Source organism: Streptomyces sp. NPDC002446 (genome assembly GCF_053595675.1).
This window is the reverse complement of record NZ_JBSFYC010000032.1, coordinates 27,402-48,495: the sequence shown is the minus strand read 5'-3', so window position 1 is coordinate 48,495 and position 21,094 is coordinate 27,402. Positions and strand designations below refer to the sequence as shown.

Here is a 21,094-nt window from a genome sequence, read left to right as displayed (position 1 = left end):
CGGCCCCAGTGGCCGCACCACCCCACCTTGGCCCCGGCGGGCCGGAAGATCCAGCCCGTCTCAGCCCGCCGCGTACACGTCCTCGATGTAGCGGCCGGACGCGGTCAGTTCACGCAGCCACGCCTCGGACTCCTGCGGGGAGGCGCCGGTGTGCGCCCCGTGCAGTTCGCGGAAGGCGGCCCGTACGCCGGGCGCCATCCGGCTGCCGTCGCCGCAGACGTACACCCGTGCCCCGGCCTGCAGCAGCTCCCACACCTCGGCGCCCTCGGCGGCGATGCGGTGCTGGACGAAGCGGTGGCCGTGCTCCGGGCGGGCGCTGAAGACGGGCCGCATCGACAGCACGCCGGCGGCCTCGGCGGCGGCGAACTCCGCGGCGTGCAGGAAGTCCGCGGTGGGGTCGTCGCAGCCGAAGTAGAGCCGGGCGGGGGCCTGCTGGCCCGCGGCGACGCGGTCGGCGACGGCTCCGCGGAAGGGTGCCAGGCCGGTGCCGGCGGCGACGAGGATGACGGGGGTGTCATCGGCCGGATCGAGGCGGAAGGCCTCGCGGCAGGGCTGGACCCGGGCCAGGACGGTGTCGCCGGGCCGCAGCGTGTGCAGATGGGACGAGCCGGTGCCGCCGGGCAGCAGCGAGACCATCAGGTCGGCGTGCCGCGGGTCGGTGGCGGGCGAGGACGACACGGAGTAGTGCCGGGTGCGCAGCGGCGGCAGCAGCTCCAGGACCACCGGCCAGGGCAGTGCGCCGCGCAGCGCCGGGTGCGCCTCGATCAGCTCGATCAGGGTGCGCGGGTCGTCCTCGGCGAGGGCTTCGAGGGCGTGCCGCTCGGGCGGGCAGGGGTTGTGCGCGGCGAGCACCGCGGCCTGCTGCGGCGTCGGGCGCATCCCCAACTCCAGGTGGTGGGTGAGGAGTTGGCGTACGCTCAGGGGCCGGTCGACGGGCAGGGTGTTACGGCCGGGGCGGCGCGGGGCGTGCAGTGCGAGGACGGTGTCGAGGTCGGCGCCGAGGGCCCGGGCGGCCCGCTCGACCGCGGCCGGGGCGTTGGCCGGCAGCACTGCGAGGTGGTCGGCGGTGCGGTAGTCGACGCCGTCCGGCAGCGCGAGCCGCAGGAAGCGCTTGGGCCGCGGCCAGTCCGGTGCGGTCAGGTCGTGGGCCTCGGTGACGGTCATCGGGGTGAGGTCGTGCCGGGCGGCGAGCGCGTCCAGCGGGCCGCCGGTGATCTCGGTGACCGTGTAGCCGGTGTCCTCGGCGGCCTGGGCGCTCGCGCCGGCGCTGGCCGGGTCGCCGTACCGGGTCAGGAGCTCGGTCCGCAGCGCCGCGGTGAACTCCTGCACGGTGCCGTTCAGATCGCCGGAGGCGTCCGCCTCGGCGCGCGGCAGCAGCCGGTCGCCGCCGAGGGCGTCGAGGCGGTCGTCGATCAGGGTCGGTATGTGCTGGTAGGTGGCGGCCCAGTTGCGGTCGCCCACGCCGAGCACGGCGAACGGGACGCCGGCCGCGGCGCCGTCCGGTGCGGTGCGGAGCCAGCTGACGAAGGCGGCCGCGTCGTCGGTGGGCTGGCCGTTGTAGGAGGCGGCGACGATGACGACGGGCCGGTCGGCGGGGAGCGCGCCCGCATGGGCGTCCAGTGGCGCCACCTCGGCGGCGAAGCCCAGGCCGGTGGCCTCGTCGGCGAGCCGCTCGGCGAACTCGCGGCAGGTGCCGTAGTTGCTGCCGTGCAACAGCAGCAGTCCGGTGCCCTGCGGGACCCGGGTCGGCAGCCCGTCGTCGGTCGCCGCATCGCCCGCGGTACCGGCTGCGCCGCCGGTCAGGCCGGGGAGCCCGCCCAGCGCCGCGCGCAGCGTGGCCCGGTCGGCGGGCGTACGGGCGGCGAGGGTGAGGGTGAACCCCTCCGGCTTGAGGGTCAGCGTCTCCTTGACGCGCAGCCGGTAGTCGCGGTGGTCGATCAGCCGGTAGCGGTGCGCGAGCAGGGCGAGCAGCATGGTCGCCTCGTGCAGCGCGAACTGCCGCCCGATGCAGGCGCGTTCACCGGTCCCGAACGGCTTGTACGCGTGCGGCGAGCGGGCCGCCTCGGCCTGCGGGCTGAAGCGGGAGGGGTCGAACAGCTCGGGGTTGTCGCCCCAGGCCGGGTCGCGGTGCAGCATCGGGGTGAGCACGGTGACCTGGTCGCCGGCCTTGAGCGGGTAGCGCCCGCCGAGCACGGTGTCCTCGGCGGCCTGGCGGGTGAAGGCGGCGGCGGTCGGCCACAGCCGCAGCGCCTCGTTGAGGACCTGCCGGGTGAACGGCAGCCGGCCGATGTCCTCGAAGGAGGGATCGGGCTCGGCCTGGTCGCCCCACAGCTCGTCGGCCTCCCGCTGCACCATGCGCAGCGCGAACGGGTCCTTGAGCAGGTGGTAGAGGGCGAAGGAGAGGGCGCCCGAGGTGGTCTCGTGGCCGGCTATCAGGAAGGTGATGACCTGGTTGCGGATGTTGGCGAGGTCGAGGCGGGGGCCGCCCTGCTGCCCGCCGTCGCCCTGTTCGGGGGCACCCAGCATCAGCCCCAGCAGGTCGTCGTCGCCGCTTACGCCGCTCTCGGTACGGGCGGCGATGACCTCGTCGACGACGGTGGCGAGGTAGTCCGCGTCGGCCCGGAACGCCGCGTCCTCGGCCGAGTGGTCGGCCTCCGGGTCACGGGCGAACTTCTTCCCGCTCCACTCCAGGCAGCGCACCATCGCCTCGACGAACGGATGCGCGCCGTCGCCGCGGGAGAACGACTCGAAGTCGAAGCCGAAGCCGGCGAGGCCGATGGTGTCCAGCGTCATCCGGGTCATGTCCTCGGGGACCTCGACGGGCCCGCCGTCGGCCACCCGCCGGTCCCAGGCGGCCATGACCCGGCGGGCGACCTTGAGCATGGCCGGGTGGTACGTACGCATCGAGCCGAGCGCGAAGGCCGGCATCAGGACCTCGTGCGCCCTGGCCCAGTTCGGCTCGTCGTTGTAGGCGGTGAACAGACCGTCGCCGGCGAACTCTCTGACGTTCTCCAGTACGAGCGACACGCCCTTGGCGAAGCGGGTCTCGTCGGAGAGCTCGGTGACCAGGTCGAGCGAGGTCACAAAGAGCGTCTCGCGGTCGCCGTGCCTGCGCCGGAAGGCGGGGCCGTGGATCCGGGCGAGGTCCATGGCCTGCTGGATGGGCGTCTGGGTGATGCCCGTCGCCGTGAGGTCGGCCACCGGGATGCGGTCGTCGGCGGCGCGTTCGTCACTGTGGAGCACGATCGTGTCGGTCATGTCTCCAGCGTGAGGGCCCCGGCGTACTGCACGGGCTCCGGCAACTGCATGATTGTGCAGTGGATTTTCGCTGCTCGCTCTTGCGCGCGGACCATGGGATGGGGCAATGCACATCGGGACTGGCGACGGCTCGTCGGGGGCGGAGGCGGGCGGCCCCTGGCGCAACTACTTCCTGATCCTGCTGGACCGTATCCCCACCCCGATCGCGGTCTGCCGGAGCGACGGTGAGGTGCTGATCGCCAATCCGGCGATGGCCGGCCAGTGGGGAGTGACCCCCGGCCAGATGCGCGGCCGCAATCTGCTGGCGCTGTTCAAGCCCCGGGCGAAGGAGCAGCTGCTGCGGATCGAGGAGGCGGTGCGGCTGGGCACCCGGTCGCGCTACCCGGTCGAGGTGCACTGGCGGTCGGTTGCCGACGGCGCCGAGCGGGAGGGGGAGCTGACGGTGGATCCGGTCGGCGATCCGTCCGTACAGCCGCCCGTCCTGCTGGCGGTGCTGCGGCTCCGCGAAACGGCCCCGCCGCCGGCCCCGCGCGGCACGGCGAGCCCCGTAGAGGCCCGGATCCTGGCGCTGGCCGCCGGCGGCGCGACCACGGCGTCGATCGGCACGACGCTGGGACTGACGGTGGACGGGGTGAACTACCACCTCACCCGGCTGTCCCGCCGCTGGCGCGTACAGGGCCGTACCGCGCTGGTCGCCAGGGCGTATGTGCTGGGCGTGCTGTCGCCGGAGAGCTGGCCGCCGGCGCCCGCCTGACCCGCCCTTCGGGGCCGCGGCACGCGGCGGAGCGGCCCGGCGGCCGGCCGGCACACCTGTGCGGATAACCTCCCTGGTGTGGAGGAGAACGCAGCCGCGCAGTTCGAGCGCGGAACGGACGGCCCGAAGGTCATCGTCGTCGGCCTCGACGGTTCCGACTCGTCGTGGCGCGCCGCCGCGTACGCGGCCGGACTGGCCCGGCGCCAGGCCTCGAAGCTCGTCCTGGTCTACGTCCAGCCGGTGCTGCCGGCCGGGGCGGCCATGGGAGCGCCGGTGGTGGACACGACCAATGAGGTGGCCGAGGAGCTGATGGCGGAGATCCGCCGGGCGACCGAGCGGCTGGCGGGGACAGACCATGTGCGCTGGGAGTTCCACACCCTGCGCGGCGATCCGTACAACGGCATGGTGCAGATGGCCGACGAGCTCAAGGCCGACGCGGTGGTGGTCGGCGCCTCGGAGTCGGCCGGGCACCGCATCATGGGCTCGGTCGCGGTCCGGCTGGTCAAGGCCGGGCGCTGGCCGGTCACCGTCGTCCCGTAGGAGCCGGCGGGGTCCGCTCCGCTGGTGGGGCGGGCCGCCCTGAGGCACGGTGGGAGGTGGACGGGCGGAGCGCCGCCCCGGCCGAGGGAGACCACCGTGACCGACCGCACGTATCGCGTGACCGAGATCGTGGGGACGTCCCAGCAGAGCGTGGACGCCGCGATCAAGAATGGCATCAAGCGTGCCTCCGAGACCCTCCGCAACCTCGACTGGTTCGAGGTCACCCAGGTCCGCGGGCATCTCGTCGACGGCGAAGTCGACCACTACCAGGTCGGTCTGAAGGTCGGCTTCCGGCTGGAGGACGCGGACTGACCCTCCGATGGACGCCCCTTGCGGGTGCGTCTCCCGGCGAGTCCCCGGCCCTACTAGGGAGTCGCCTTCCGTAGGCGACCGCGAGGGTCCATGATGATCCGCCGTCGGACCACGACGGAGCGATCCTACGGAGGGTTGACGCATGGGGCTGCGCGCGGGACAGGGCGTATGGCGCCGCAAACCGATCGAACACATCGAAGAGGCGGAAGGACCCGCGAGCCAGCAGCTCACCCGGGCGCTCGGCCTGTGGCAGCTGACCGCCATCGGCGTCGGCGGCATCATCGGCGCGGGTATTTTCACGCTGGCCGGCACCGTCGCGAACGGAAAGGCCGGGCCCGCGGTCCTGATCTCCTTTCTCATCGCGGGTATCGCGAGCGCCGCGGCCGCCTTTTCCTACGCCGAATTCGCCGGGCTGATCCCGAAGGCGGGTTCGGCCTACACCTACGGCTATGCGGTCCTCGGGGAGCTGGCCGGCTGGTTCATCGGCTGGGACCTCCTGCTGGAGTACACCGCGATCGTCGCGGTGGTCGCCATCGGCATCTCCGGCTATTTCAGCTTTCTCCTCGGCGAGCTGGGTCTGGACCTGCCCGCCTGGATGCTGGGCGCGCCCGGCACCGGGCCGGGACACCGCGTGGACCTCTTCGCCGCGGTGCTCTGCCTGCTGATCGCCTATCTGCTGACACTGGGCATCAAGAACGCCGCGCGCTTCGAGACGATCGTGGTGGGCCTGAAGGTCCTGGTGGTCGTGGTGGTCATCGCCGTCGGCTTCTTCCACATCAACACCGCGAATTACGAGCCGTTCTTCCCGTTCGGGGTGAGCGGCGCATTCACCGGAGCGGCCACCGTCTTCTTCGCGGTGTTCGGCTATGACGCGATGAGCACCGCGGCCGAGGAATCCAAGGACGCCCAGCGCCATATGCCGAAGGCCATCATGTATTCGCTGGCGATCTCGATGGTGCTGTACGTACTGGCCTGCCTGGTGCTGACGGGTATGCAGGACTACAAGTCCATCGACCCGGAGAGCGGCTTCTCGTCGGCGTTCAAAGCGGTGGGCCTGACCGGCCTCGCGGACGTCATCGCGGTCGGCGCGATCATCGGCATCCTGACCGTCATGTTCACCTTCATGCTCGGGGTGACCCGGGTCTGGTTCTCGATGAGCCGTGACGGCCTGCTGCCGAAGTGGTTCGCCAAGACCAGCCCCAAGCACCATGTGCCGACCAGGGTGACCTGGATCGTCGGCTTCGCCTCCGCCCTCATCGCGGGCTTCCTGCCGATCGGCGAGGCAGCCGAGCTGACGAACATCGGCATCCTGCTGGCGTTCGTGGTGGTCTGCATCGCGGTCATCGTGCTCCGCTACAAGCGTCCCGACCTGCCGCGTACCTTCCGTACGCCGGGCATGCCGGTGGTGCCCGCGATCGGCGTGTGCTTCTCGATCTGGCTGATCACCTTCCTGGCGTGGCAGACCTGGGTGCGCTTCCTGGTCTGGCTCGTGATCGGTCTCATCATCTACTTCGCCTACTCCTACCGGCGCTCGAACCTGGCCCGGCAGAACGGCGAGAACTCCGACGCCGCGGGCGAGGGACCGGCCTGAGCCGGACGCGACACCGGTGACCGGGACCGGGCCAACCGGGGGCCGGCGGGGCGACGCGCCCCGCCGGCCCTTTGCCGTCGGACTGTCCAGCCATCAGGCCTGCCGGCCTGCCGCCTCAGAAGACAAACGGGCCCGGAGACTGCGCCGATGTGGCGTTGCAGGTGGCGGTGATCCCCAGCACCACGACCTTGAGGGACTTGCCCTCCAGGCTGTCGCCCGCGGCGACCGTGCCGCTGAGCGGTCCGGTGGAGACCTCACTGCCCGCAGGAATCGCCGGGTTGGCGCTGCCGCTGAACTCCGTCGTCCCCGAGCCGTTCTTGGTGAGCGTCAGTGTGGACTTGACCGAGTTCGCCCCGATGTCTATCGGCGAGGTGATCGCCGAAGTGGACACGCTGATGGTGGCGGCCGTGCCGTCCTGAGTGGCGGTCAGGGTCGCCGTACCGGAGCCGTACGAGCCGCAGTCGAACGAGAGGGTGGCGGTGCCGGGCGTCACCGCGGTCGCGGCCGGTGCCATCGCGAGCGTGCCCGCGGCGGCGAAGGCGACGCCGAGCGCCGTACCGATGCCGAGCTTGCCTGGTCTGACATGCCTCATGGGGTACCGCCTTCGTGAGGGGGGTGGCAGGTTCCGTGACGCCGGCAGTCGAGGGGTGCGTGCGGGAATGACGGGCAGTCACGCGGGGCCCGGGTGGGGACCGTGCCGACCGACCACTCCAGGTCCGAGGGGGACAGATCTGATGGGGGGTCAGCGAACCTGAATCGCTGACCATTGAGGCACGCCCCCCTGAAGAGAGCAAGACAGACACCTCATGATTTTTGACGTGTCAACGCCAAAAGAGTGGACCCGCACAACGCGACACGGCGGCACCACACGAACCTGCGACACGGCGGCACCACACGAAAGGCGCCTCCTGTTTTTTCCCCGCCGCCCACCCCCCTTCGGGGGGTGGGCGGGTGTAGTGAGCAGGATCGCAGCTCGCTCGCTTCGGACCTCAGACGCCTTCCGTCAACGTCTCCTTCAGGCACTCCCTCGCGGCGTTCACGAAACCCTCCCGGGCCTTCTTGAACGACACCCAATCCTGATCATCCGCACCGGCCCTGCCGAGCAGACGGATCTGCTCGACGACCGCCTGCGCCTCTTTGTGCGGCCCGGTCGGCTCGACCAGCATGCGGTTGTACGCGTCACGGGTGACCGCATACGCCGCGTCTTGCGCCGCGCGAGCCGCATCGTCCGACGAGTACTGCCCATCGGCCTTGCGCCAGCACACGGACGACTCGGAGTCTGCAGCGCTCAGGAACCGGGCATACGTGTCCTGCCGCGCGAGGTAGAGAGCAGAAACGGTCGCGCTCATCGCCTTCTCCGATGTGCGGGAACAACGAGCGCTCACGCTACTCCGCTCGCACCTTCAACCTCACCGGGTCGACCCGAGGTTCCCCTGTCCGTGCTGGCGATCAGCAATCCGTCCCGACGATCCTCAGATTGCTGTACCGAACGGTCCGGTGCGGCGACATGATCGGCTCACGCAGGTTGCCATCACCCTGTGCCGGATTGCACTCCGCGGTCGGGGGCGCATGCGAGCTGCGGACTGCACGTCTCGAACCCCGGGTTGCAGCCGGGCAGGCAGCTGGGATCCCCGCCGGCCCGCGCACACCGCCGCGCAGGACATCGGCACGGTCGAGGCGACCACCGCGATCAGCTATGTCGACGCGGCGGGCGCGGCCCGCAATCTGTGTGCCGAGGGCGGACGCTCTTCGCCCGCACGAAGGCCGCGGCCGACGCCGCCTGGGAGCTGGGTCTGGGCCTGGTCAGGACACGGGGCGGGGACCCGGCGCAGCGCACGCCGCGCCGCCGCCGGTGGGCGCCACCACCGGGGCCGGCAGGCTGCGGCGGTCGGCGGCCGGCCCGCGTGCGTCCGCGGGCCGGTGGTGCCATGGGCGGCCGGCCCGCGGACGGACGGGCGGCGAAGGGGTTGGGAGAGCCGCGGGCGGGCGTCAGCCCTGCAGGGCCTGCCAGAACTCCTCGAAGGACAGCTTGCCGTCGTGGTCGATGTCCTTGGCCTTGATGACCGCCTCGGCGACCGGACCGGTGACGTACGGGTCGCCCATCTCGGCCATCGCGCGCTTGAACTCGTCCGGCGTGACCTGTCCGTCGTGGTCCGCGTCGAACCGGTCGAACGCCGCCCTGGCCTGCTCGACATCTGCCATGAGAAGTGCCCCCTTCGTGGTGCTGCGCAGTGCTGCGCGGTGGTGTTGCCTGGTGATCTGACCTGCGTACATTAGCGGACCGTCAACAGGCGGCCGGTCGCGCCCTCCGACGGGCCAGGTAGCGGGCGGTACGGCTGCCCAGAGCCGCCGCGACCTCGGCGGGCGTGCCGGCGGCCACGATCCGGCCGCCGTCCGCGCCGCCGCCGGGGCCCAGGTCGATGACGTGGTCGGCGCCGGCGACCACTCCCATGTCGTGCTCGACGACCACGACGGTGTGTCCGGCGTCGACCAGGCCGTGCAGCTGGCGCAGCAGCACCTCGGTGTCGGCGGGGTGCAGCCCGGTGGTGGGCTCGTCGAGGAGGTAGAGGGTCCGGGTCGTGGGGGTCGCGCCAGGGGTAGGCCGCGTCCTTCCAGTGATCCACGTACTGGCCAAGAGCCTGGTTGAGGTGATGCCGGACCGCCCGCTCCCACGCGGCCTCCTTGGCCTTGTTGGGGTTGCTCACCGGCGGCCCCGGAAACTGACTGGCCTCGACCTCGTCGCGATGCTCGCGGCCACGGTGTGCACGATGACTTCACTGCCCCACTCCGACACCGCGAGGCGCTCGGTGGACAGGTCGTCGGCCTTGAGAATCTGGTCCTTGCTCAGCAGTGCCATTGCGGGTCGTCTCTCGGTTGAATCTGTACGGGGCATCGCGAGTTGGTCATGTGATCAGGAGCCTTGCGGGTCGCGGCTTGGATCGGGCTCAGGACAAACTCCTGGCGGCGCACGGCCGTCGGCGGAGGGGTCGGCGCGCCGGACGAGGTGACCTGACAGGCGCGGAAGCGTCCGACTGCATGAAAAGCAGATAGCCGTAACCTGCATTCGGGTCGGCTGGTTAGTCAGCTCATGATGCGAAAGATGACCAGGATGCTGACCACCACCCTGTTGACAGCGGCAACTCTTTCGGTGACCGCCGGAACGGCCGCAGCTGACAGCGTGGGCACCATCGGAGGCGTGTACATCGGCGCCGGATATTGCAGCATGAAGCAGTGCAGCAACTGGGGCAGTGCTCAAGGTGGCGGCAGCGCCCCAATCCGCATCCAGGCCAACCCCAAGTTCGAGGCGCTGTTCGCGAACCTCACTCCGGAGGAGCGGAAGGCGAAGCTCCTAGGCATGATCAAGGGCATGTCATTCGGATTTCACCCCTAGCCCCCAACCGACAGCGCCAAAGGCGGTGGGGAGGACCCGCACGCACTCCCCACCGTCGGCTCATGGGCGACCGCCTGCGTCGGCGATTGAGCGGGCCCGACGAGCAGCCCGCGTGCCCAGAAGGCCCACCGTCACTCCCAGGAGGAACCAGAGGGTGCGGCCCAGGATGCACAGGCCCAGGGCGATGGCCACCAGGGCCAGGATCACGTCAGACACCGGCCGGAACCTCCACCGGGATCGTCACGGCGACGTGTTCGGCCGCCACGGTCTCCACACGGAACGTGGAGCGCTTGACGAACCCGGATTCGTTGCCGGTGGGCTTCACCTTCAGCGTGGGGATCGTGCGCCCCTTGTACTGCTCGGTGTACGTGCGCTGGACGGTGGCCTCCACCATCCGCACACCGTAGCCCCGGCGGGCCGCATAGACCAGGGTGTCCCCCTCGCGGATCTCTTGGCCCGTGAAATCGTGAATGTGGCCACGCTTCGCCACGTGTTTCTCCTCCTGCCTTGGGATATGCAGAGTCGTGCCCCTGTTGGATGCTGTCGGTCAGTCCGCGCCTGCTGCCACGAAGCGGCCCAGGAGATTCGAACTCAGGGCTCGAACTACCGCTCACGAACAGGGTATTTGAAGTATTGGTATGAAGAGCGCGGGTACGGATGCCAGCGACCGTCGTCACCCAGAAGGGACATGAATGCGCTATCGCGTCCTCGCCACCGCTGCACTTGCCGCCATCACCGTCATTGCCGCGCCAGGAATCGCCGCGGCCGACACCGCCGACCAAAGCCCGCAGCATTCACTGATCGAGGGCAGTCTGAACAAGCCCTGCGTCGCCATCCCCATCAAGGCCAACATCCAGCAACTCATCGGCCTGGTGAACATCGCCTCCCTCCAGGACATCCCCATCCTGTCTGCGCCGCAGAACCAGCAGTGCACCGAAAACTCAGCGCAGGCCAATGGTGACGAGCCGCTGTCCCATATCCTCGACCAGATCCCGGTGTTGAGTAGCAACGGCGTCAACAATGGGTGAGCAGCCTCGATAGTTCGGCTAACACTCACCGCCCCGCCGTGCGATGTGCGACAGCGCCCCGCCGGCGAGCAACCGGCGGGGTTCCCGAGCGCCTCAAGTGATCAGAACGGAACGGGGTCGGCGGCCTTGCACAGGGAGGGGAGCACCGCGTCCACGTCGGCTGGGACACGGCCGTGGACCTTCAGGACAGGCTTTCGGTAGCTGACGTCCCACCGGCCTTGGTGGTGAACTCGAAAATGGTGTTGAGGGCTGCCACGATCTCTCCGCCTTATCACCGGCCCGCCAAGGGACCGCAGTCAGTTGCTTGCGGCGAAATCCACTGGGGCCCGTGACTGCCGGCCAGAGCAGGAAGACTCCCCCTGGGTTCCTTCTCTCATCAGGGGTACCCCTACACGATCGAGCGCCATGCAGGTTGCCCAGCACGACTTGTGGCCGCTCGCCTGCAGAGCGCAGTGCTTTAAGTCCCAACCTTCCGGGCTCCTTTGAGGTCAGCTAGCTGTGAACTGCACAAGATGCGCCCAGTCGACCAAGGCCTCAAACTGAGTATCGCGAGTAGTTTTCTCAAGGTGACAACAGGTGATGAGATGGGTGAGCAGCCGTTTTCACTTGAGCACGTCAGACATCCGTATGAGGGGTCCAGGCGAAAGCTGGCGACACTGACCACCGTGGTCACCTACCTCATAGGTTTGGCCATCTTGATAGGAGCCCCGCTCTCCGGACTCATTCTGATCGTTTTGGTAATTTCTATATGGTTTGCAATTACTCTATGGCGAGCTCGCCTACTCGGTGGAGCCGTTAAGGTCACCGAAGAGTCGTTTCCGGAGATTAACGCCAACCTCAACGCCTTGCGGCACCGTCTGGACTATCGGAAGAGCATCGATATTTATGTCTCCGATGAAGTCGACGGCAAGGCACAGTTGATCAGCCTGCTAGGGCATCGCGTGCTCATTATCGACGGAGGGTTCGCGAACGAGCTCAAGGAAGAGGAATACGCGCGTTTGAGATTCATGATGGGAAGCTTCGTCGGCGCACTCAAGGCTCGACATCTACGATTCACACTAATCGCCGTCCTACTTGATCAGCTGAACAAGTTGAAATTTGCTTCCCCTCTACTAAATCCGTACATTCGTGCCACCATATACACAGGCGACCAGATAGGCTATCTATGTTCTGGTAGCTTGGAATCCTCCCTGGCCGTTCTGACCAGGTACATGGTCGGCAAGGATATGGCCCCTCAAGTCTCTGCCTCCGGGATTCTGAAGCAAGCAGATCTCGTTCAAAAGGAGTCCCTACCGCGGTACTCCCAATTGCTTCAGAGCAGACCACATCTCGTGAATCGCTACGTCAATGTGATCGCATTTGCTGCGCGCGTTCACCCGGCGGATTACAGAACCTTCGAAAGCGGTCTACAGTCAGAATCCCGGCAGATACTTCATACGCTGCTGAGTAGCTCACCCCAAGGGAGAGCAGCGGCGGCATGGCATACATAGTGGTTTCGGAAACGTTTGTAACAGCAGAGGATCGACTGCTAGGCCAAGAAAGCCGGAAAGCTGCGCGATGGGCTCTAGTAGCGGTGTCGTTCGTGAGGCATCGATGCGCTGGCGTCGAAGCCACTTACCAGCTCAGCTACTTCGTAGGCCACACCACATACCGTGGGCGAAGCGGGCCGATTGGGCACGACCCGGCGGAGATGCAGCGGGACGCTCGCCTTCCGAAAAATACTGGAGGGCTGGACGGACATCTTAGCCTTCTGGGCCTTGGCCTTCATCGTCGGTCAATGCCGTCGCCCACCGACTCCTCCGGCAGCGTCGCAGGGTTGCACTTGGCCGCCACCTTCCGGGAAGCACCCTCACCCGGGAAAAGGATCACCAGGAAGGTGATCGCGTCCATGGCCTGGTCATTGACGGCCACGTCCGCCACGGCGGGGAAGTAGTGGCCCACCAGGACCAACAGCGCGCCCAGGGCCGTGCGGACCCGGACGGGGTTGTCCCGGATGACCTGGCGGATCAGGTCGACCATGCATCTCCCAACTTGTCGAACAATGCGCGGACGCTGTCGCGGAGTTCGGACAGCGTCCCGGTGTTGCGGAGCACGTGGTCCGGCGTGACGCCGTCCAGCTCCGTTTCCAAGTCGTGCTTGCCAGCGTCGCCGTCGAGACCGGCATCCGGTCGCTCCACACACACGACCAGCGCGTCCTCCGCGCGGACCCACCGCGGATTGCGGACTGGCCTTGATCACCAGGCGGTCCCGGTAGTCCTCCGACCACGAATCCACGTAGCTCTCCCAGAGCGCTACGTCCGCGTGAACGCCTGCACGTCGTACCGCTCCATGGCGTTGCGGACCGCGCCGTCCACGGCCTGGCGGTCTACCGCCCAGCCGTCCCCGGCCGGGCCGTCGGGTCGCCCCCACAAGCCCACTGGGACGATCAGGCGATCCCGCACGCGCATGGCTACCAGGGCCGTGGCGTCGTCGGTTCGCCCCCCATCGAACCCCAAAGTGATGGCGTCGCCATCCTCCAGGCGGTCATCCGTCGCGCACTCGTCCCAGTCCTCCGGACTGATCAACTGGTCCTCTGCGGTCGCCAGTTGGTTCAGGAACATGCGCTGGGACCGGCTCCGCGGCATGTGGCCGGAGTAGATCGTGGAGACGATCCACTCCACATCCAGCCAGTCCGCGTCGCCACGCGCCGAGGATGCCGGCCCGGAGCTGGTCCGGGTCCGCCAGGTCCACGGGCGGAGACTCCACAGAGTCGTAGTACATGCCAGAATCCCGGCTCTTGCCCTCCGCGAACTTCGACCAGGCGTGCCAGGTCTGCTCCGCCACGGAGTCCTCACCCGACCAGGGGGCGTTGGTGATCTCCATGGTTCGGGCACCGCCGCCCCTGCTCTTGCCGACGTTGCCCGCGATGGTCATCGCCATTTCGTGGCCACCGTTGGACGAGATCCAGTGATGGGTCTCGTTCATCACCACGAAGGTGGAGCAGTAATCGGCCACCCTCCAGCGCGCGGGGCGAGCTGGTGACGGCCTCAATCACCCCGCCCCCGCGCGAGTAGATGATCCCCTTGCCCAGGTCGATGCCGTATTCCGCGATGCACTCCGGGGAGAACATGCCGGGGAACAGGCGCATCGTGTTGCGGGTCTGGTCTTTGCTGACCGCGCAGACCTGGACCCACGGAGCCGGGTGCGGAATCGCTATTGGCGTCCCGTCTTCCCGCCATCCGCCGGAACGGCACGGGCCGACGAACTCCGCGGCGCATAGGGCCGCCAGGAACGGGGCCTTCCCCCAGCCCTTCAAGCGCCGGATGGTGCCCTGTCGACGGGTCAACTCTCCGGCGTTGTTGATCTCGAACCAGCGGAGCACGATCCGGACCTTTTCCGGGGTGAACCGCCAGGCCTGGCCCACGTCGGGGCCGTCGGGCTGGAGGAGGTAGCGGGAAGTCCACAGGAGCACGTCCCAGCCCAGGGTCCGTGTCGGGGTCGGCACGGTGTCCGGCCACGTACGGACCGGTTCAAGCGTCTGGACTGGCAAGGCGTCGCCTCCCCCTCGAATTCAGGGAGTGACGCCACTCCAACTACTTCTGTGCTGCGGCCTTCCGGTACGTCTCCATGAGCGTCACCCGCGCCGCCTCCGCCGGGTCCTCCCCGCCGGCCTCCCGCTCCAGCTCCACCCGGGCCCGCCGTCGGGCGCCCTCCGTGGTCAGAAGGTCCGTCATCGCGGACATGACGCTCTGGAAGAGCTGGGCGGAGAACTTGGACTGGCCCAGATTCCGGCTCATGGCCTCCGCCACGTACACCGCCGTGAGCCAATCCGACTGTTCGTAGAACACGGCCTGGCCGGAGTCCTTCAGGCTCTGGAACCAGCGCTTCGCGATCGGGTGCCAGTCACTGGACGCCCGGGGAATGGTCGGGGCCCTACCGGCCTCCGCCTTCACCAAGGCCCGGCCACCCGGCTCGTTGCGCCTCCGACGCTGATCGCTTCGCTTCGGGATAGGGCCCGGCACGGTGATACCTCGCTCGGGGGTTCGGGGGTTCCGGTGGCTCCGCCGTTCGTTTGACCTGTATCGGCCATCCTGTAAACAGCCAAGGGCTACAGCGACCAGCTCACTAGGGCGTGGGCACACGGTGAAGGCCCTGACAATCGCCGCCGCAAGAGGGCAAGAGCAGCCATCCTTACAGCCCACGGAGGGAACGCACCGTAGACGACAGGTACTTGGCCAGCGGGACTATGAACTCTGCATGCGGCCAACACGAGGCAGGCCGTGGAGAGGAGATCAAAGACGATGTCAGAAAACGGGATCGACAAAATCGTGGGCGGCGTCACCGGAGCGGCAAAGGGAGGAGTTGCCGGACTCTCAGGCGATGATGTCGTACTTCACTCAAAGCTGAAGGCTGCGCACGACCACGCGGAAGCAAAGAAGAAGGAGATCTGGGCGAGGCACCCGGACGGTATCCCGGTTGAGTCAAGGGACAACGTCTATGTATTCGCATACGAGGCCATCGCAGACGTACTGAGCAAGGCACTCTAGACCTCTGGCGAGTCACTCGCCTGGCTCCTTGCCACACTGCTTCCGCACCCGTACGGGCCTGGTCAGGTCTCGCACGGGTGCGGATGCGTGTCCCTGACGACCTTCAAACCCGTACAGACTTCGAGCCGCTATCACGCTTCGGTCTTCCGGCCAAACCGGAGGGGGTCGGCCCCAGGCCGAACCGGAGACAAGGGACGGCGTAGACACTTGCCCTGTCGTCACGCTGTGTACTTCACGACCGCTTAGCTCTTCACACAGTCCACGCCGGCTCAGCCACTCGATTGGACCAATCCGGACGCCGTCCGGCATGGCGCACGATCAGCGCGGCACATGATGAAGACAGAACAGCCAAACCCCAGAGCAGGAGTTAACCGTGGGCATCAAGGACCAGTTCCTGGACAAGGCCAACGAACTCAAGGAGCAGGCGCAGAAGGCCATGGGCGGAACGAAGGAAAAGGCGTCAGAGCGCGCTCAGCAGGGTAAGGAGCGTGGCCAAGATCAGGGGCAGGAGCAGGCTCAGGACGCCGCCGACGACGCACAGGACCGCTTCCAGAACTAAGGGAACAAGAAGCCTCTACAGCTCACCAAGGTGCGGGCCTTCCCCTCTCAGCCGTGACGGCCGACGGGCTCCCCGCGCCCTGGCCACCGCGCCCTCCGCGCTCGACTTCCGCGCGTGATGCCACCGGCACAGGGCCTGAAGATTCGCCGGGTCGTGATCGTCCCCAGGGACGATGTGGTGGTCCACGTCGGTGGCCGGTGCCGTGCATCGCGCCCCCGTGTCCCGCAGGATGGCCACGCACTGGAAGCCGTCGCGCTTCAAGACGGACAGGCGCCGGACCGACCAGTTGCTGGGGAGCCTGGTCCGCCGGTCACTGCTCATCCACGACAAGGAGACTCCCCTCCGTACTGTTCGGCCTCGCGGCGGTGAGCCTCGCAGCGCCCCCATGGTCAGCTCGGGGCACCCGGGGACAGAGCAAGGGGGCGGGGCTTACCGGGTACGGGAGATCATTTCCCGAGGGGTGGGGATCGTTTCCTCCACCACGTATGGGTGACGGAGGGCACGGACGATCGTCGGATGGGGTAGTTCTGAGGCAGAGCAGCGCGGATCAACGCCCAACTGCCTTGAATTGACAGCGAGTTCGCATGCGTCGTATCGCTGTTGTCGCCCTCGGAACCGTGGCTCTCTTCGGAGTCCTAGCTGTTCCATCCCATGCCCAAGGTGTAGATGGAATTGACAGTAGCCAAGTCGGTGACTCGCTTAACGGGGTGCTCAACACCTCGAACAACTCCCTCATTGGCCAACTAGCGTTTAACGCGCCCTCGACGAATTTCCAACTCCAAGCCCTAGCCGACAGGACGGCACCGCTGGGCAATGTTTTGGGGCGACCTGAATAGCAAGGCGGGCGGACTCGAAGCGCCACTACCCCCGTGTTCGGCGCTGGCGAGGAACACGGGGTGCTCGGGGAAGGACGCACGCCGACACTGCGCCCTTCCGCACCTGCAAGCGGTCCCGGCCGGAATCGAACCGGCTCCCATCCGATCGACAATCGGGCGCTCTACCACTGAGCTACGGGGCCACGGCTCAACTCCCGCGCGTCATCCCGGAGGAGAGAACGGGGCGCGCGGGAGGAGCCAGCGGCAGGGGACCGCAATCGCCTCCACGTCAAACGCTGGAGAGTGGAGTCGTGCCCGCCTTCATATCCATTAACTGGAGGCCGTGACAGGACGCTAAGAGGGCTCGGCCCGCGCCCTCCACGTGGGGCGGAAAAACGGCCCTCCGTCCCTTCTTTCTTATGCGCGGGCATAAGAAAGAAGGACTCCAGGACAGTTTTTCCGCCCAAAGCCCTTCGCTTAGTCACTCTCCGCTCAGCCGGCGCTAGCTCAACGTGAGAGGGAGCCGAACCCTTGGCGGGGCCGACTCCCTCAACGTGCCTTGCATCACATCAGACTGTGTCGTCGGCCAGGGACTCAAGTCCGGACGGGCCGAACGGCACTCGACGCCGATGCAGCTACGGCGTTCACCATGCTGCTTAGCGCGGGCAGCAGTTCCGTCGTTGTTGCTTGCTCCGAGTTGCGCTCAGGTCCATGCATCCGACCCGGGTACCAACGCACGGGCGAACTGTCGGGCCAGACGCTGATCACGACGCCGAACCCCGCCAGGATCTCGCGCCGTCCTGCGTGGTCCGCTGCCTCGTGCCACGCGTCCTCGATGGTCTTCCCAGTCGGTCGTCTGACCATTCCGCCCGCAGTTTCTGGCTGCTGCCGCAACTCCTCCAGCTCTCGCCCCAGCGACGCATAGCGGGATCGGAACCACTCCTGGTCATCCGCCGAGTCGTACAACCCGGCTTCGCGGTCGCTGCGCAGACGCGACCGCGAAGCCTCAACTTCCTCTATAAGATCAGCGACACCATTTCCCGGCACGTAGACGGTCTCCGTGATCATTCCACTACCGAACTCTTCCAGGAACCACCCCTCCACCAGAGCATCTATCTCTTCCACGCGGATGTTCGGGGCGGGTGCACAGTCCGTCAGGCCCTTGAACTTGGAGCGGCAAGTCCATGCATTTTTGTTACGCCCTCTGGCGACGTACATGCGGTAGTGGCAATTGCCGCAGACGATCCGCTTGGTGAGGAGGTAGGCGTTGTTGGCGCTACGTATTCTCCGCTTGCCCTTCGGTGTCAGCTTCTTTACCAGTGCGCGGTGCGTCGCGTAATTCCACAGTTCAGGACCGATTCGGATGGGCTCTTGCCGGTTGCCTCGTCCAGCACCGGCTCGTCCTTGTGCATCAGGTAGCCGAGTGCGGATTTCGACATGAGGATTCGGGCCAGCGAAGCGCCTTGCCAGGGCGAGTACTGGGGCTTTCGCCCGTATAGCACTCGCTTCCGGTCTTCCGGCGACAGCCAGCCCTTGCGTGTCAGGCGGGCTGCCTCCGTGTTCTCCGTGATCTCCCCTGTCTGGTCCACGAGGATGCGACGGGCCACGTTGCGGATGATCTCGGCAGCGTCTTCTTCGTTCCACGGCGCGGGCAGCGTGGCGCCGTCATCGAGAACGGCGCGGCTTACGGGGCCCGTTGGGAGATCCCGCTCGTATCGGTAGCCGTATGAAGGCTTGTTCTTGATCTTGCCGTCTCGGCGTGCCTTCACCGCCGATTCTCGGTTCCGGCGCTGGACGGATCGCAGCTCCATCTGCGCGCCCCACGCTTCCATGGTGAAGCGGTTTTCGTCGTGAGGGTCGTCCAGGTCCCATGGTCCGTCATGGCCGTACGTGAGCAGCGTGAGCCCCTGGTCGCGCATCGCGTAACCGGTGTTGAGGCAATCCACGACGTTGCGGCCGAGGCGGTCCACAGAAGCGCCGGCGATGCCGTTGTACGGCCCTCGTTCCCCTCGGAGCCATGGGCCCAGGCGGGGGCGCGTCTTGGGGTCTGTGGCGCCCGACACTTCCCAGTCGTCCGCCCAGGCGATCACATGGCCGCCGTATTCCCGCACTACCTGTAGCACCTGGTCCCGCTGCTTGGCCGGGCTGGATGACGCGTCGGAGGAGCGGGAGAGTCGGCGCAGCCCTAAGGCACTTTCCGCAACCGTCGTAGGGCCGCTCTATGTCTGCTGTGGTGCGCGCCCATGATCCTTCAGGGCATCTATGGGGCGTGTGCCCGATTATGTCACTGCATATAGCTGATTCTCCCGAAGGCGAGCGAGGACTTGCCCGAGCCGGACACCCCGGTGAACGCGACCAGCGCGTCCCTCGGGATGTCCACGTCGATGCTGCGGAGGTTGTGCTCGCGGGCGCCGCGCACCCGGACGTACGAGTCGGTCATCCCCCCATGATCGGTCAGCCGAGCGCGGCGAGCAGGCGCGGCCTGGCCTCCTCCCAGGGCAGCGGCGTGGCGACCAGCGCGCGCAGGGCCCGGACCTGGCGGGGCGGCAGACCGGCGGCCAGGACGCCGACGGCGTTGCCGTCCCGGCCGTAGAGGGCGACGGTACGGCGCTCCGCCCGGTCCAGCACCGTGGTCTCGACGCGGTCGGCGCCCGCGGTCAGCCCGTACGCCTGGATCTTGACGGCGTACTGGTCGGACCAGAAGTACGGCACGGGGGCGAAGGGCCGGCGCTCCTGGGCCGGCACGCCCTCGGGCGCCAGCTCGGCGAGGAGGTTGCGGGCGGCGGCCATCCCCTGCTCGGTGGCGTTCATCCGGTGCTCGAAGCGCAGCGGCCGGCCGTGCAGCGGATGGTCCCAGCGGGCCACGTCGCCCGCGGCGTAGATGCCGGGGGCGGCGGCGCAGTACGCGTCGCAGCGCAGCCCGTCGGTGGTGTCCAGCGCGGGGTCGCCGAGCCATCCGACGGCGGGCGTGGAGCCGATCGCGAGCAGCACGGTGTCGGCGGGCAGCCGGGTGCCTCCCCCGGCGGCCGCGCCCCCATCGCCGGGGGTGCCCCCATGGGCCAGCCGTACGGCCGTGACCGAGTCCGCGGCGGACTCGAAGCCGTCCACCGCCCCCGTGAGCAGCCGTACGCCGCGGGCCCGGTGCTCCTCGGCGAGCAGCTCGCCGACCTCGGTGCCGACGGCGGCGGCCATCGGTATCGGCCGGGCGCCGACGAGGGTGACGTCATGCCCCAGCTCCCGGGCCACCGCGGCCGCTTCGCAGCCCAGGACGCCGTTGCCGACGACCACCAGGCGGCGGGCACCGCCGGTCAGCCGGTCCCGCAGCGCCAGCGCGTCGTCGAGGGTGCGCAGGGTGTGGACCCCGGCGGTGCGGTCGGCGCCGGGCAGCGTACGGGCCGCGACGCCGGTCGCGATGATCACTCCGGCGCAACCCAGCTCCTCCCGCCCGTCGAGGGTGAGGGTGCGCCCGGCCACGTCGAGGCCGGTGGCGCGGGTGCCGAGCCGCAGATCGAGGTCGAGCGGGGCGAGTTGCTCCGCGGTGCGCAGCAGCAGCTTCTCCGCCTCCCAGGCGCCGTGCAGCAGCTGTTTGGACAACGGCGGCCGGTCGTACGGCAGATGGGGCTCGTCGCCGATGAGGGTGAGCGGGCCGCGCCAGCCGAGGCGGCGCAGCGCTTCGGCCGCGGCGAGGCCGGCCGCCGAGGCGCCGACGACGGCGATCGGCCGGGCGGTCATGCCTGCACCTCGATCACGGCGGCCGGGCAGATGGCGGCCGCTTCGCGGACCGCTTCGTGCTGCCCGGCGGGCGGTTCGGCGTCGAGCAGCACCACCACGCCGTCCTCATCGCGCTGGTCGAAGACCTCGGGGGCGATCAGTACGCACTGGCCGGCGGCGCAGCACTTGTCGGCGTCAAGCATGGCAGAAGGCTCCGTGGGGGTCGGTGTGGGCGTGCGAAGGGGGCGGTGTGGTGGCCGGTCACCAGGTGACGGGCAGGGCGTGACAACCGTAGATCGCCATATCGGCGCGGAACGGGATCTCCTCGATCGGCACCGCGGGCCGCATCGTGGGGAAGCGGCGCAGCAACGTGCCGATGACGACCTGGAGTTCGACGCGGGCCAGCGCCTGGCCGAGGCACTGGTGGATGCCGTAGCCGAAGGCGACATGGTGCTGGGCGTTGGGGCGGACGGGACAGCCACCACGACGCCCTCGCCGGCCCGGTGGGGGGCCAGTCCTGCCTGCCGCGGCGGTAGGGGTGGGGCCCGAAACCGGGGGCGAAGCCCCGGGCACCGACCGACGACCAGTCGAGGACCACCAAGGCACACC

At 68.3% G+C, this 21,094-nt stretch carries 25 protein-coding genes, 1 tRNA gene and 2 pseudogenes; 9 read left to right on the top strand and 19 right to left on the bottom strand.

Going from position 1 to position 21,094, the window contains the following annotated elements; translation table 11 throughout:
- Positions 1–60 precede the first annotated feature (60 nt).
- A complete protein-coding gene (locus ACWD6P_RS19690) occupies positions 61–3,258 on the bottom strand; it encodes a bifunctional cytochrome P450/NADPH--P450 reductase (RefSeq protein WP_451445392.1) in 3,198 nt (1,065 codons plus the stop codon).
- Positions 3,259–3,364: 106 nt separating this feature from the next.
- On the opposite strand from ACWD6P_RS19690, the gene ACWD6P_RS19685 reads away from it, so the two are divergent.
- The 4 genes from ACWD6P_RS19685 to ACWD6P_RS19670 all read left to right on the top strand — a co-directional run bounded on the left by ACWD6P_RS19685 (position 3,365) and on the right by ACWD6P_RS19670 (position 6,455).
- Positions 3,365–4,012, top strand: a complete 648-nt coding sequence (locus ACWD6P_RS19685) for a PAS domain-containing protein (protein WP_451445391.1) — start codon at positions 3,365–3,367, stop codon at positions 4,010–4,012.
- 78 nt (positions 4,013–4,090) lie between these two features.
- On the top strand, positions 4,091–4,552 hold the full coding sequence (locus ACWD6P_RS19680) for a universal stress protein (protein ID WP_451445390.1): 462 nt from the start codon (positions 4,091–4,093) through the stop codon (positions 4,550–4,552).
- Between the two features lie 96 nt (positions 4,553–4,648).
- On the top strand, positions 4,649–4,864 hold the full coding sequence (locus ACWD6P_RS19675) for a dodecin (RefSeq protein ID WP_451445389.1): 216 nt from the start codon (positions 4,649–4,651) through the stop codon (positions 4,862–4,864).
- A gap of 142 nt (positions 4,865–5,006) precedes the next feature.
- Positions 5,007–6,455 carry an amino acid permease gene (locus ACWD6P_RS19670; protein WP_451445388.1) on the top strand — a complete coding sequence of 483 codons (1,449 nt, stop codon included), beginning with the start codon at positions 5,007–5,009 and terminating at the stop codon, positions 6,453–6,455.
- Between the two features lie 115 nt (positions 6,456–6,570).
- Here the strand turns inward: ACWD6P_RS19670 and ACWD6P_RS19665 are convergent, their stop codons facing one another.
- The 5 genes and pseudogenes from ACWD6P_RS19665 to ACWD6P_RS19645 all read right to left on the bottom strand — a co-directional run bounded on the left by ACWD6P_RS19665 (position 6,571) and on the right by ACWD6P_RS19645 (position 9,312).
- The gene (locus ACWD6P_RS19665; protein ID WP_451445387.1) at positions 6,571–7,047 is read right to left on the bottom strand and encodes a hypothetical protein; all 477 of its coding nucleotides are present in this window, start codon (positions 7,045–7,047) and stop codon (positions 6,571–6,573) included.
- A gap of 397 nt (positions 7,048–7,444) precedes the next feature.
- On the bottom strand, positions 7,445–7,804 hold the full coding sequence (locus ACWD6P_RS19660) for a hypothetical protein (protein WP_451445386.1): 360 nt from the start codon (positions 7,802–7,804) through the stop codon (positions 7,445–7,447).
- Between the two features lie 640 nt (positions 7,805–8,444).
- Positions 8,445–8,657: an EF-hand domain-containing protein gene (locus ACWD6P_RS19655; protein WP_451445385.1), complete on the bottom strand. Its 213-nt coding sequence runs from the start codon at positions 8,655–8,657 to the stop codon at positions 8,445–8,447.
- An 82-nt stretch (positions 8,658–8,739) separates the two neighbouring features.
- A pseudogene (locus ACWD6P_RS19650) lies at positions 8,740–9,027 on the bottom strand (ABC transporter); the annotation flags it as partial.
- Positions 9,028–9,156: 129 nt separating this feature from the next.
- Entirely contained in the window at positions 9,157–9,312 is a 156-nt protein-coding gene (locus tag ACWD6P_RS19645) for a hypothetical protein (RefSeq protein WP_451445384.1), read from the bottom strand.
- 243 nt (positions 9,313–9,555) lie between these two features.
- Here ACWD6P_RS19645 and ACWD6P_RS19640 point away from each other — a divergent pair, with 243 nt between their 5' ends.
- The gene (locus ACWD6P_RS19640; protein WP_451445383.1) at positions 9,556–9,846 is read left to right on the top strand and encodes a hypothetical protein; all 291 of its coding nucleotides are present in this window, start codon (positions 9,556–9,558) and stop codon (positions 9,844–9,846) included.
- A 208-nt stretch (positions 9,847–10,054) separates the two neighbouring features.
- Here ACWD6P_RS19640 and ACWD6P_RS19635 read toward each other — a convergent pair whose 3' ends face one another.
- The gene (locus tag ACWD6P_RS19635; RefSeq protein ID WP_451445382.1) at positions 10,055–10,336 is read right to left on the bottom strand and encodes a hypothetical protein; all 282 of its coding nucleotides are present in this window, start codon (positions 10,334–10,336) and stop codon (positions 10,055–10,057) included.
- A 202-nt stretch (positions 10,337–10,538) separates the two neighbouring features.
- Between ACWD6P_RS19635 and ACWD6P_RS19630 the strand changes: the two genes are divergently transcribed.
- Both ACWD6P_RS19630 and ACWD6P_RS19625 read left to right on the top strand, forming a co-directional pair.
- On the top strand, positions 10,539–10,874 hold the full coding sequence (locus ACWD6P_RS19630) for a rodlin (RefSeq protein WP_451445381.1): 336 nt from the start codon (positions 10,539–10,541) through the stop codon (positions 10,872–10,874).
- A 665-nt stretch (positions 10,875–11,539) separates the two neighbouring features.
- Positions 11,540–12,364 carry a hypothetical protein gene (locus ACWD6P_RS19625; RefSeq protein ID WP_451445380.1) on the top strand — a complete coding sequence of 275 codons (825 nt, stop codon included), beginning with the start codon at positions 11,540–11,542 and terminating at the stop codon, positions 12,362–12,364.
- A gap of 274 nt (positions 12,365–12,638) precedes the next feature.
- Here the strand turns inward: ACWD6P_RS19625 and ACWD6P_RS19620 are convergent, their stop codons facing one another.
- The 5 genes from ACWD6P_RS19620 to ACWD6P_RS19600 form a co-directional block, all read right to left on the bottom strand.
- Positions 12,639–12,893: a hypothetical protein gene (locus tag ACWD6P_RS19620; RefSeq protein ID WP_451445379.1), complete on the bottom strand. Its 255-nt coding sequence runs from the start codon at positions 12,891–12,893 to the stop codon at positions 12,639–12,641.
- A complete protein-coding gene (locus tag ACWD6P_RS19615; RefSeq protein WP_451445378.1) occupies positions 12,881–13,051 on the bottom strand; it encodes a hypothetical protein in 171 nt (56 codons plus the stop codon). The genes ACWD6P_RS19620 and ACWD6P_RS19615 overlap by 13 nt, the downstream gene beginning before the upstream one ends.
- 114 nt (positions 13,052–13,165) lie before the next feature.
- The gene (locus tag ACWD6P_RS19610; RefSeq protein WP_451445377.1) at positions 13,166–13,534 is read right to left on the bottom strand and encodes a hypothetical protein; all 369 of its coding nucleotides are present in this window, start codon (positions 13,532–13,534) and stop codon (positions 13,166–13,168) included.
- A 170-nt stretch (positions 13,535–13,704) separates the two neighbouring features.
- The gene (locus ACWD6P_RS19605) at positions 13,705–14,403 is read right to left on the bottom strand and encodes a hypothetical protein (RefSeq protein WP_451445376.1); all 699 of its coding nucleotides are present in this window, start codon (positions 14,401–14,403) and stop codon (positions 13,705–13,707) included.
- Positions 14,404–14,446: 43 nt separating this feature from the next.
- Positions 14,447–14,875 carry a phage terminase small subunit gene (locus ACWD6P_RS19600; protein WP_451445375.1) on the bottom strand — a complete coding sequence of 143 codons (429 nt, stop codon included), beginning with the start codon at positions 14,873–14,875 and terminating at the stop codon, positions 14,447–14,449.
- A gap of 279 nt (positions 14,876–15,154) precedes the next feature.
- Here ACWD6P_RS19600 and ACWD6P_RS19595 point away from each other — a divergent pair, with 279 nt between their 5' ends.
- Entirely contained in the window at positions 15,155–15,400 is a 246-nt protein-coding gene (locus ACWD6P_RS19595) for a hypothetical protein (protein WP_451445374.1), read from the top strand.
- Positions 15,401–15,773: 373 nt separating this feature from the next.
- A complete protein-coding gene (locus ACWD6P_RS19590) occupies positions 15,774–15,959 on the top strand; it encodes a hypothetical protein (protein WP_451445373.1) in 186 nt (61 codons plus the stop codon).
- Between the two features lie 946 nt (positions 15,960–16,905).
- On the opposite strand, the gene ACWD6P_RS19585 is transcribed toward ACWD6P_RS19590, so the two are convergent.
- The 7 genes and pseudogenes from ACWD6P_RS19585 to ACWD6P_RS19555 all read right to left on the bottom strand — a co-directional run.
- Positions 16,906–16,977 (bottom strand) — tRNA-Asp (locus tag ACWD6P_RS19585).
- 391 nt (positions 16,978–17,368) lie between these two features.
- Positions 17,369–18,058 carry a zinc ribbon domain-containing protein gene (locus ACWD6P_RS19580; RefSeq protein ID WP_451445428.1) on the bottom strand — a complete coding sequence of 230 codons (690 nt, stop codon included), beginning with the start codon at positions 18,056–18,058 and terminating at the stop codon, positions 17,369–17,371.
- Between the two features lie 29 nt (positions 18,059–18,087).
- Positions 18,088–18,897: a recombinase family protein gene (locus ACWD6P_RS19575; protein ID WP_451445372.1), complete on the bottom strand. Its 810-nt coding sequence runs from the start codon at positions 18,895–18,897 to the stop codon at positions 18,088–18,090.
- Positions 18,898–19,058: 161 nt separating this feature from the next.
- A complete protein-coding gene (locus ACWD6P_RS19570) occupies positions 19,059–19,214 on the bottom strand; it encodes a hypothetical protein (RefSeq protein ID WP_451445433.1) in 156 nt (51 codons plus the stop codon).
- Between the two features lie 14 nt (positions 19,215–19,228).
- Positions 19,229–20,506 (bottom strand): NAD(P)/FAD-dependent oxidoreductase, encoded by a 1,278-nt coding sequence (locus ACWD6P_RS19565; protein WP_451445371.1) that lies wholly within the window; start codon positions 20,504–20,506, stop codon positions 19,229–19,231.
- A complete protein-coding gene (locus ACWD6P_RS19560) occupies positions 20,503–20,688 on the bottom strand; it encodes a ferredoxin (RefSeq protein ID WP_451445370.1) in 186 nt (61 codons plus the stop codon). Before ACWD6P_RS19560 ends, ACWD6P_RS19565 begins: the two co-directional genes overlap by 4 nt.
- A 58-nt stretch (positions 20,689–20,746) precedes the next feature.
- Positions 20,747–20,947: pseudogene (locus ACWD6P_RS19555) on the bottom strand (cytochrome P450); the annotation flags it as partial.
- Between the last annotated feature and the right edge of the window lie 147 nt (positions 20,948–21,094).

Coding starts and splice junctions, on each gene's coding strand:
- ACWD6P_RS19690 (WP_451445392.1), bottom strand. CDS start 3,258: ATGACCGACACGATCGTGCTCCACAGTGACGAACGCGCCGCCGACGAC.
- ACWD6P_RS19685 (WP_451445391.1), top strand. CDS start 3,365: ATGCACATCGGGACTGGCGACGGCTCGTCGGGGGCGGAGGCGGGCGGC.
- ACWD6P_RS19670 (WP_451445388.1), top strand. CDS start 5,007: ATGGGGCTGCGCGCGGGACAGGGCGTATGGCGCCGCAAACCGATCGAA.
- ACWD6P_RS19665 (WP_451445387.1), bottom strand. CDS start 7,047: ATGAGGCATGTCAGACCAGGCAAGCTCGGCATCGGTACGGCGCTCGGC.
- ACWD6P_RS19660 (WP_451445386.1), bottom strand. CDS start 7,804: ATGAGCGCGACCGTTTCTGCTCTCTACCTCGCGCGGCAGGACACGTAT.
- ACWD6P_RS19655 (WP_451445385.1), bottom strand. CDS start 8,657: ATGGCAGATGTCGAGCAGGCCAGGGCGGCGTTCGACCGGTTCGACGCG.
- ACWD6P_RS19645 (WP_451445384.1), bottom strand. CDS start 9,312: ATGGCACTGCTGAGCAAGGACCAGATTCTCAAGGCCGACGACCTGTCC.
- ACWD6P_RS19640 (WP_451445383.1), top strand. CDS start 9,556: ATGACCAGGATGCTGACCACCACCCTGTTGACAGCGGCAACTCTTTCG.
- ACWD6P_RS19630 (WP_451445381.1), top strand. CDS start 10,539: ATGCGCTATCGCGTCCTCGCCACCGCTGCACTTGCCGCCATCACCGTC.
- ACWD6P_RS19620 (WP_451445379.1), bottom strand. CDS start 12,893: ATGGTCGACCTGATCCGCCAGGTCATCCGGGACAACCCCGTCCGGGTC.
- ACWD6P_RS19595 (WP_451445374.1), top strand. CDS start 15,155: ATGTCAGAAAACGGGATCGACAAAATCGTGGGCGGCGTCACCGGAGCG.
- ACWD6P_RS19570 (WP_451445433.1), bottom strand. CDS start 19,214: ATGACCGACTCGTACGTCCGGGTGCGCGGCGCCCGCGAGCACAACCTC.
- ACWD6P_RS19565 (WP_451445371.1), bottom strand. CDS start 20,506: ATGACCGCCCGGCCGATCGCCGTCGTCGGCGCCTCGGCGGCCGGCCTC.
- ACWD6P_RS19560 (WP_451445370.1), bottom strand. CDS start 20,688: ATGCTTGACGCCGACAAGTGCTGCGCCGCCGGCCAGTGCGTACTGATC.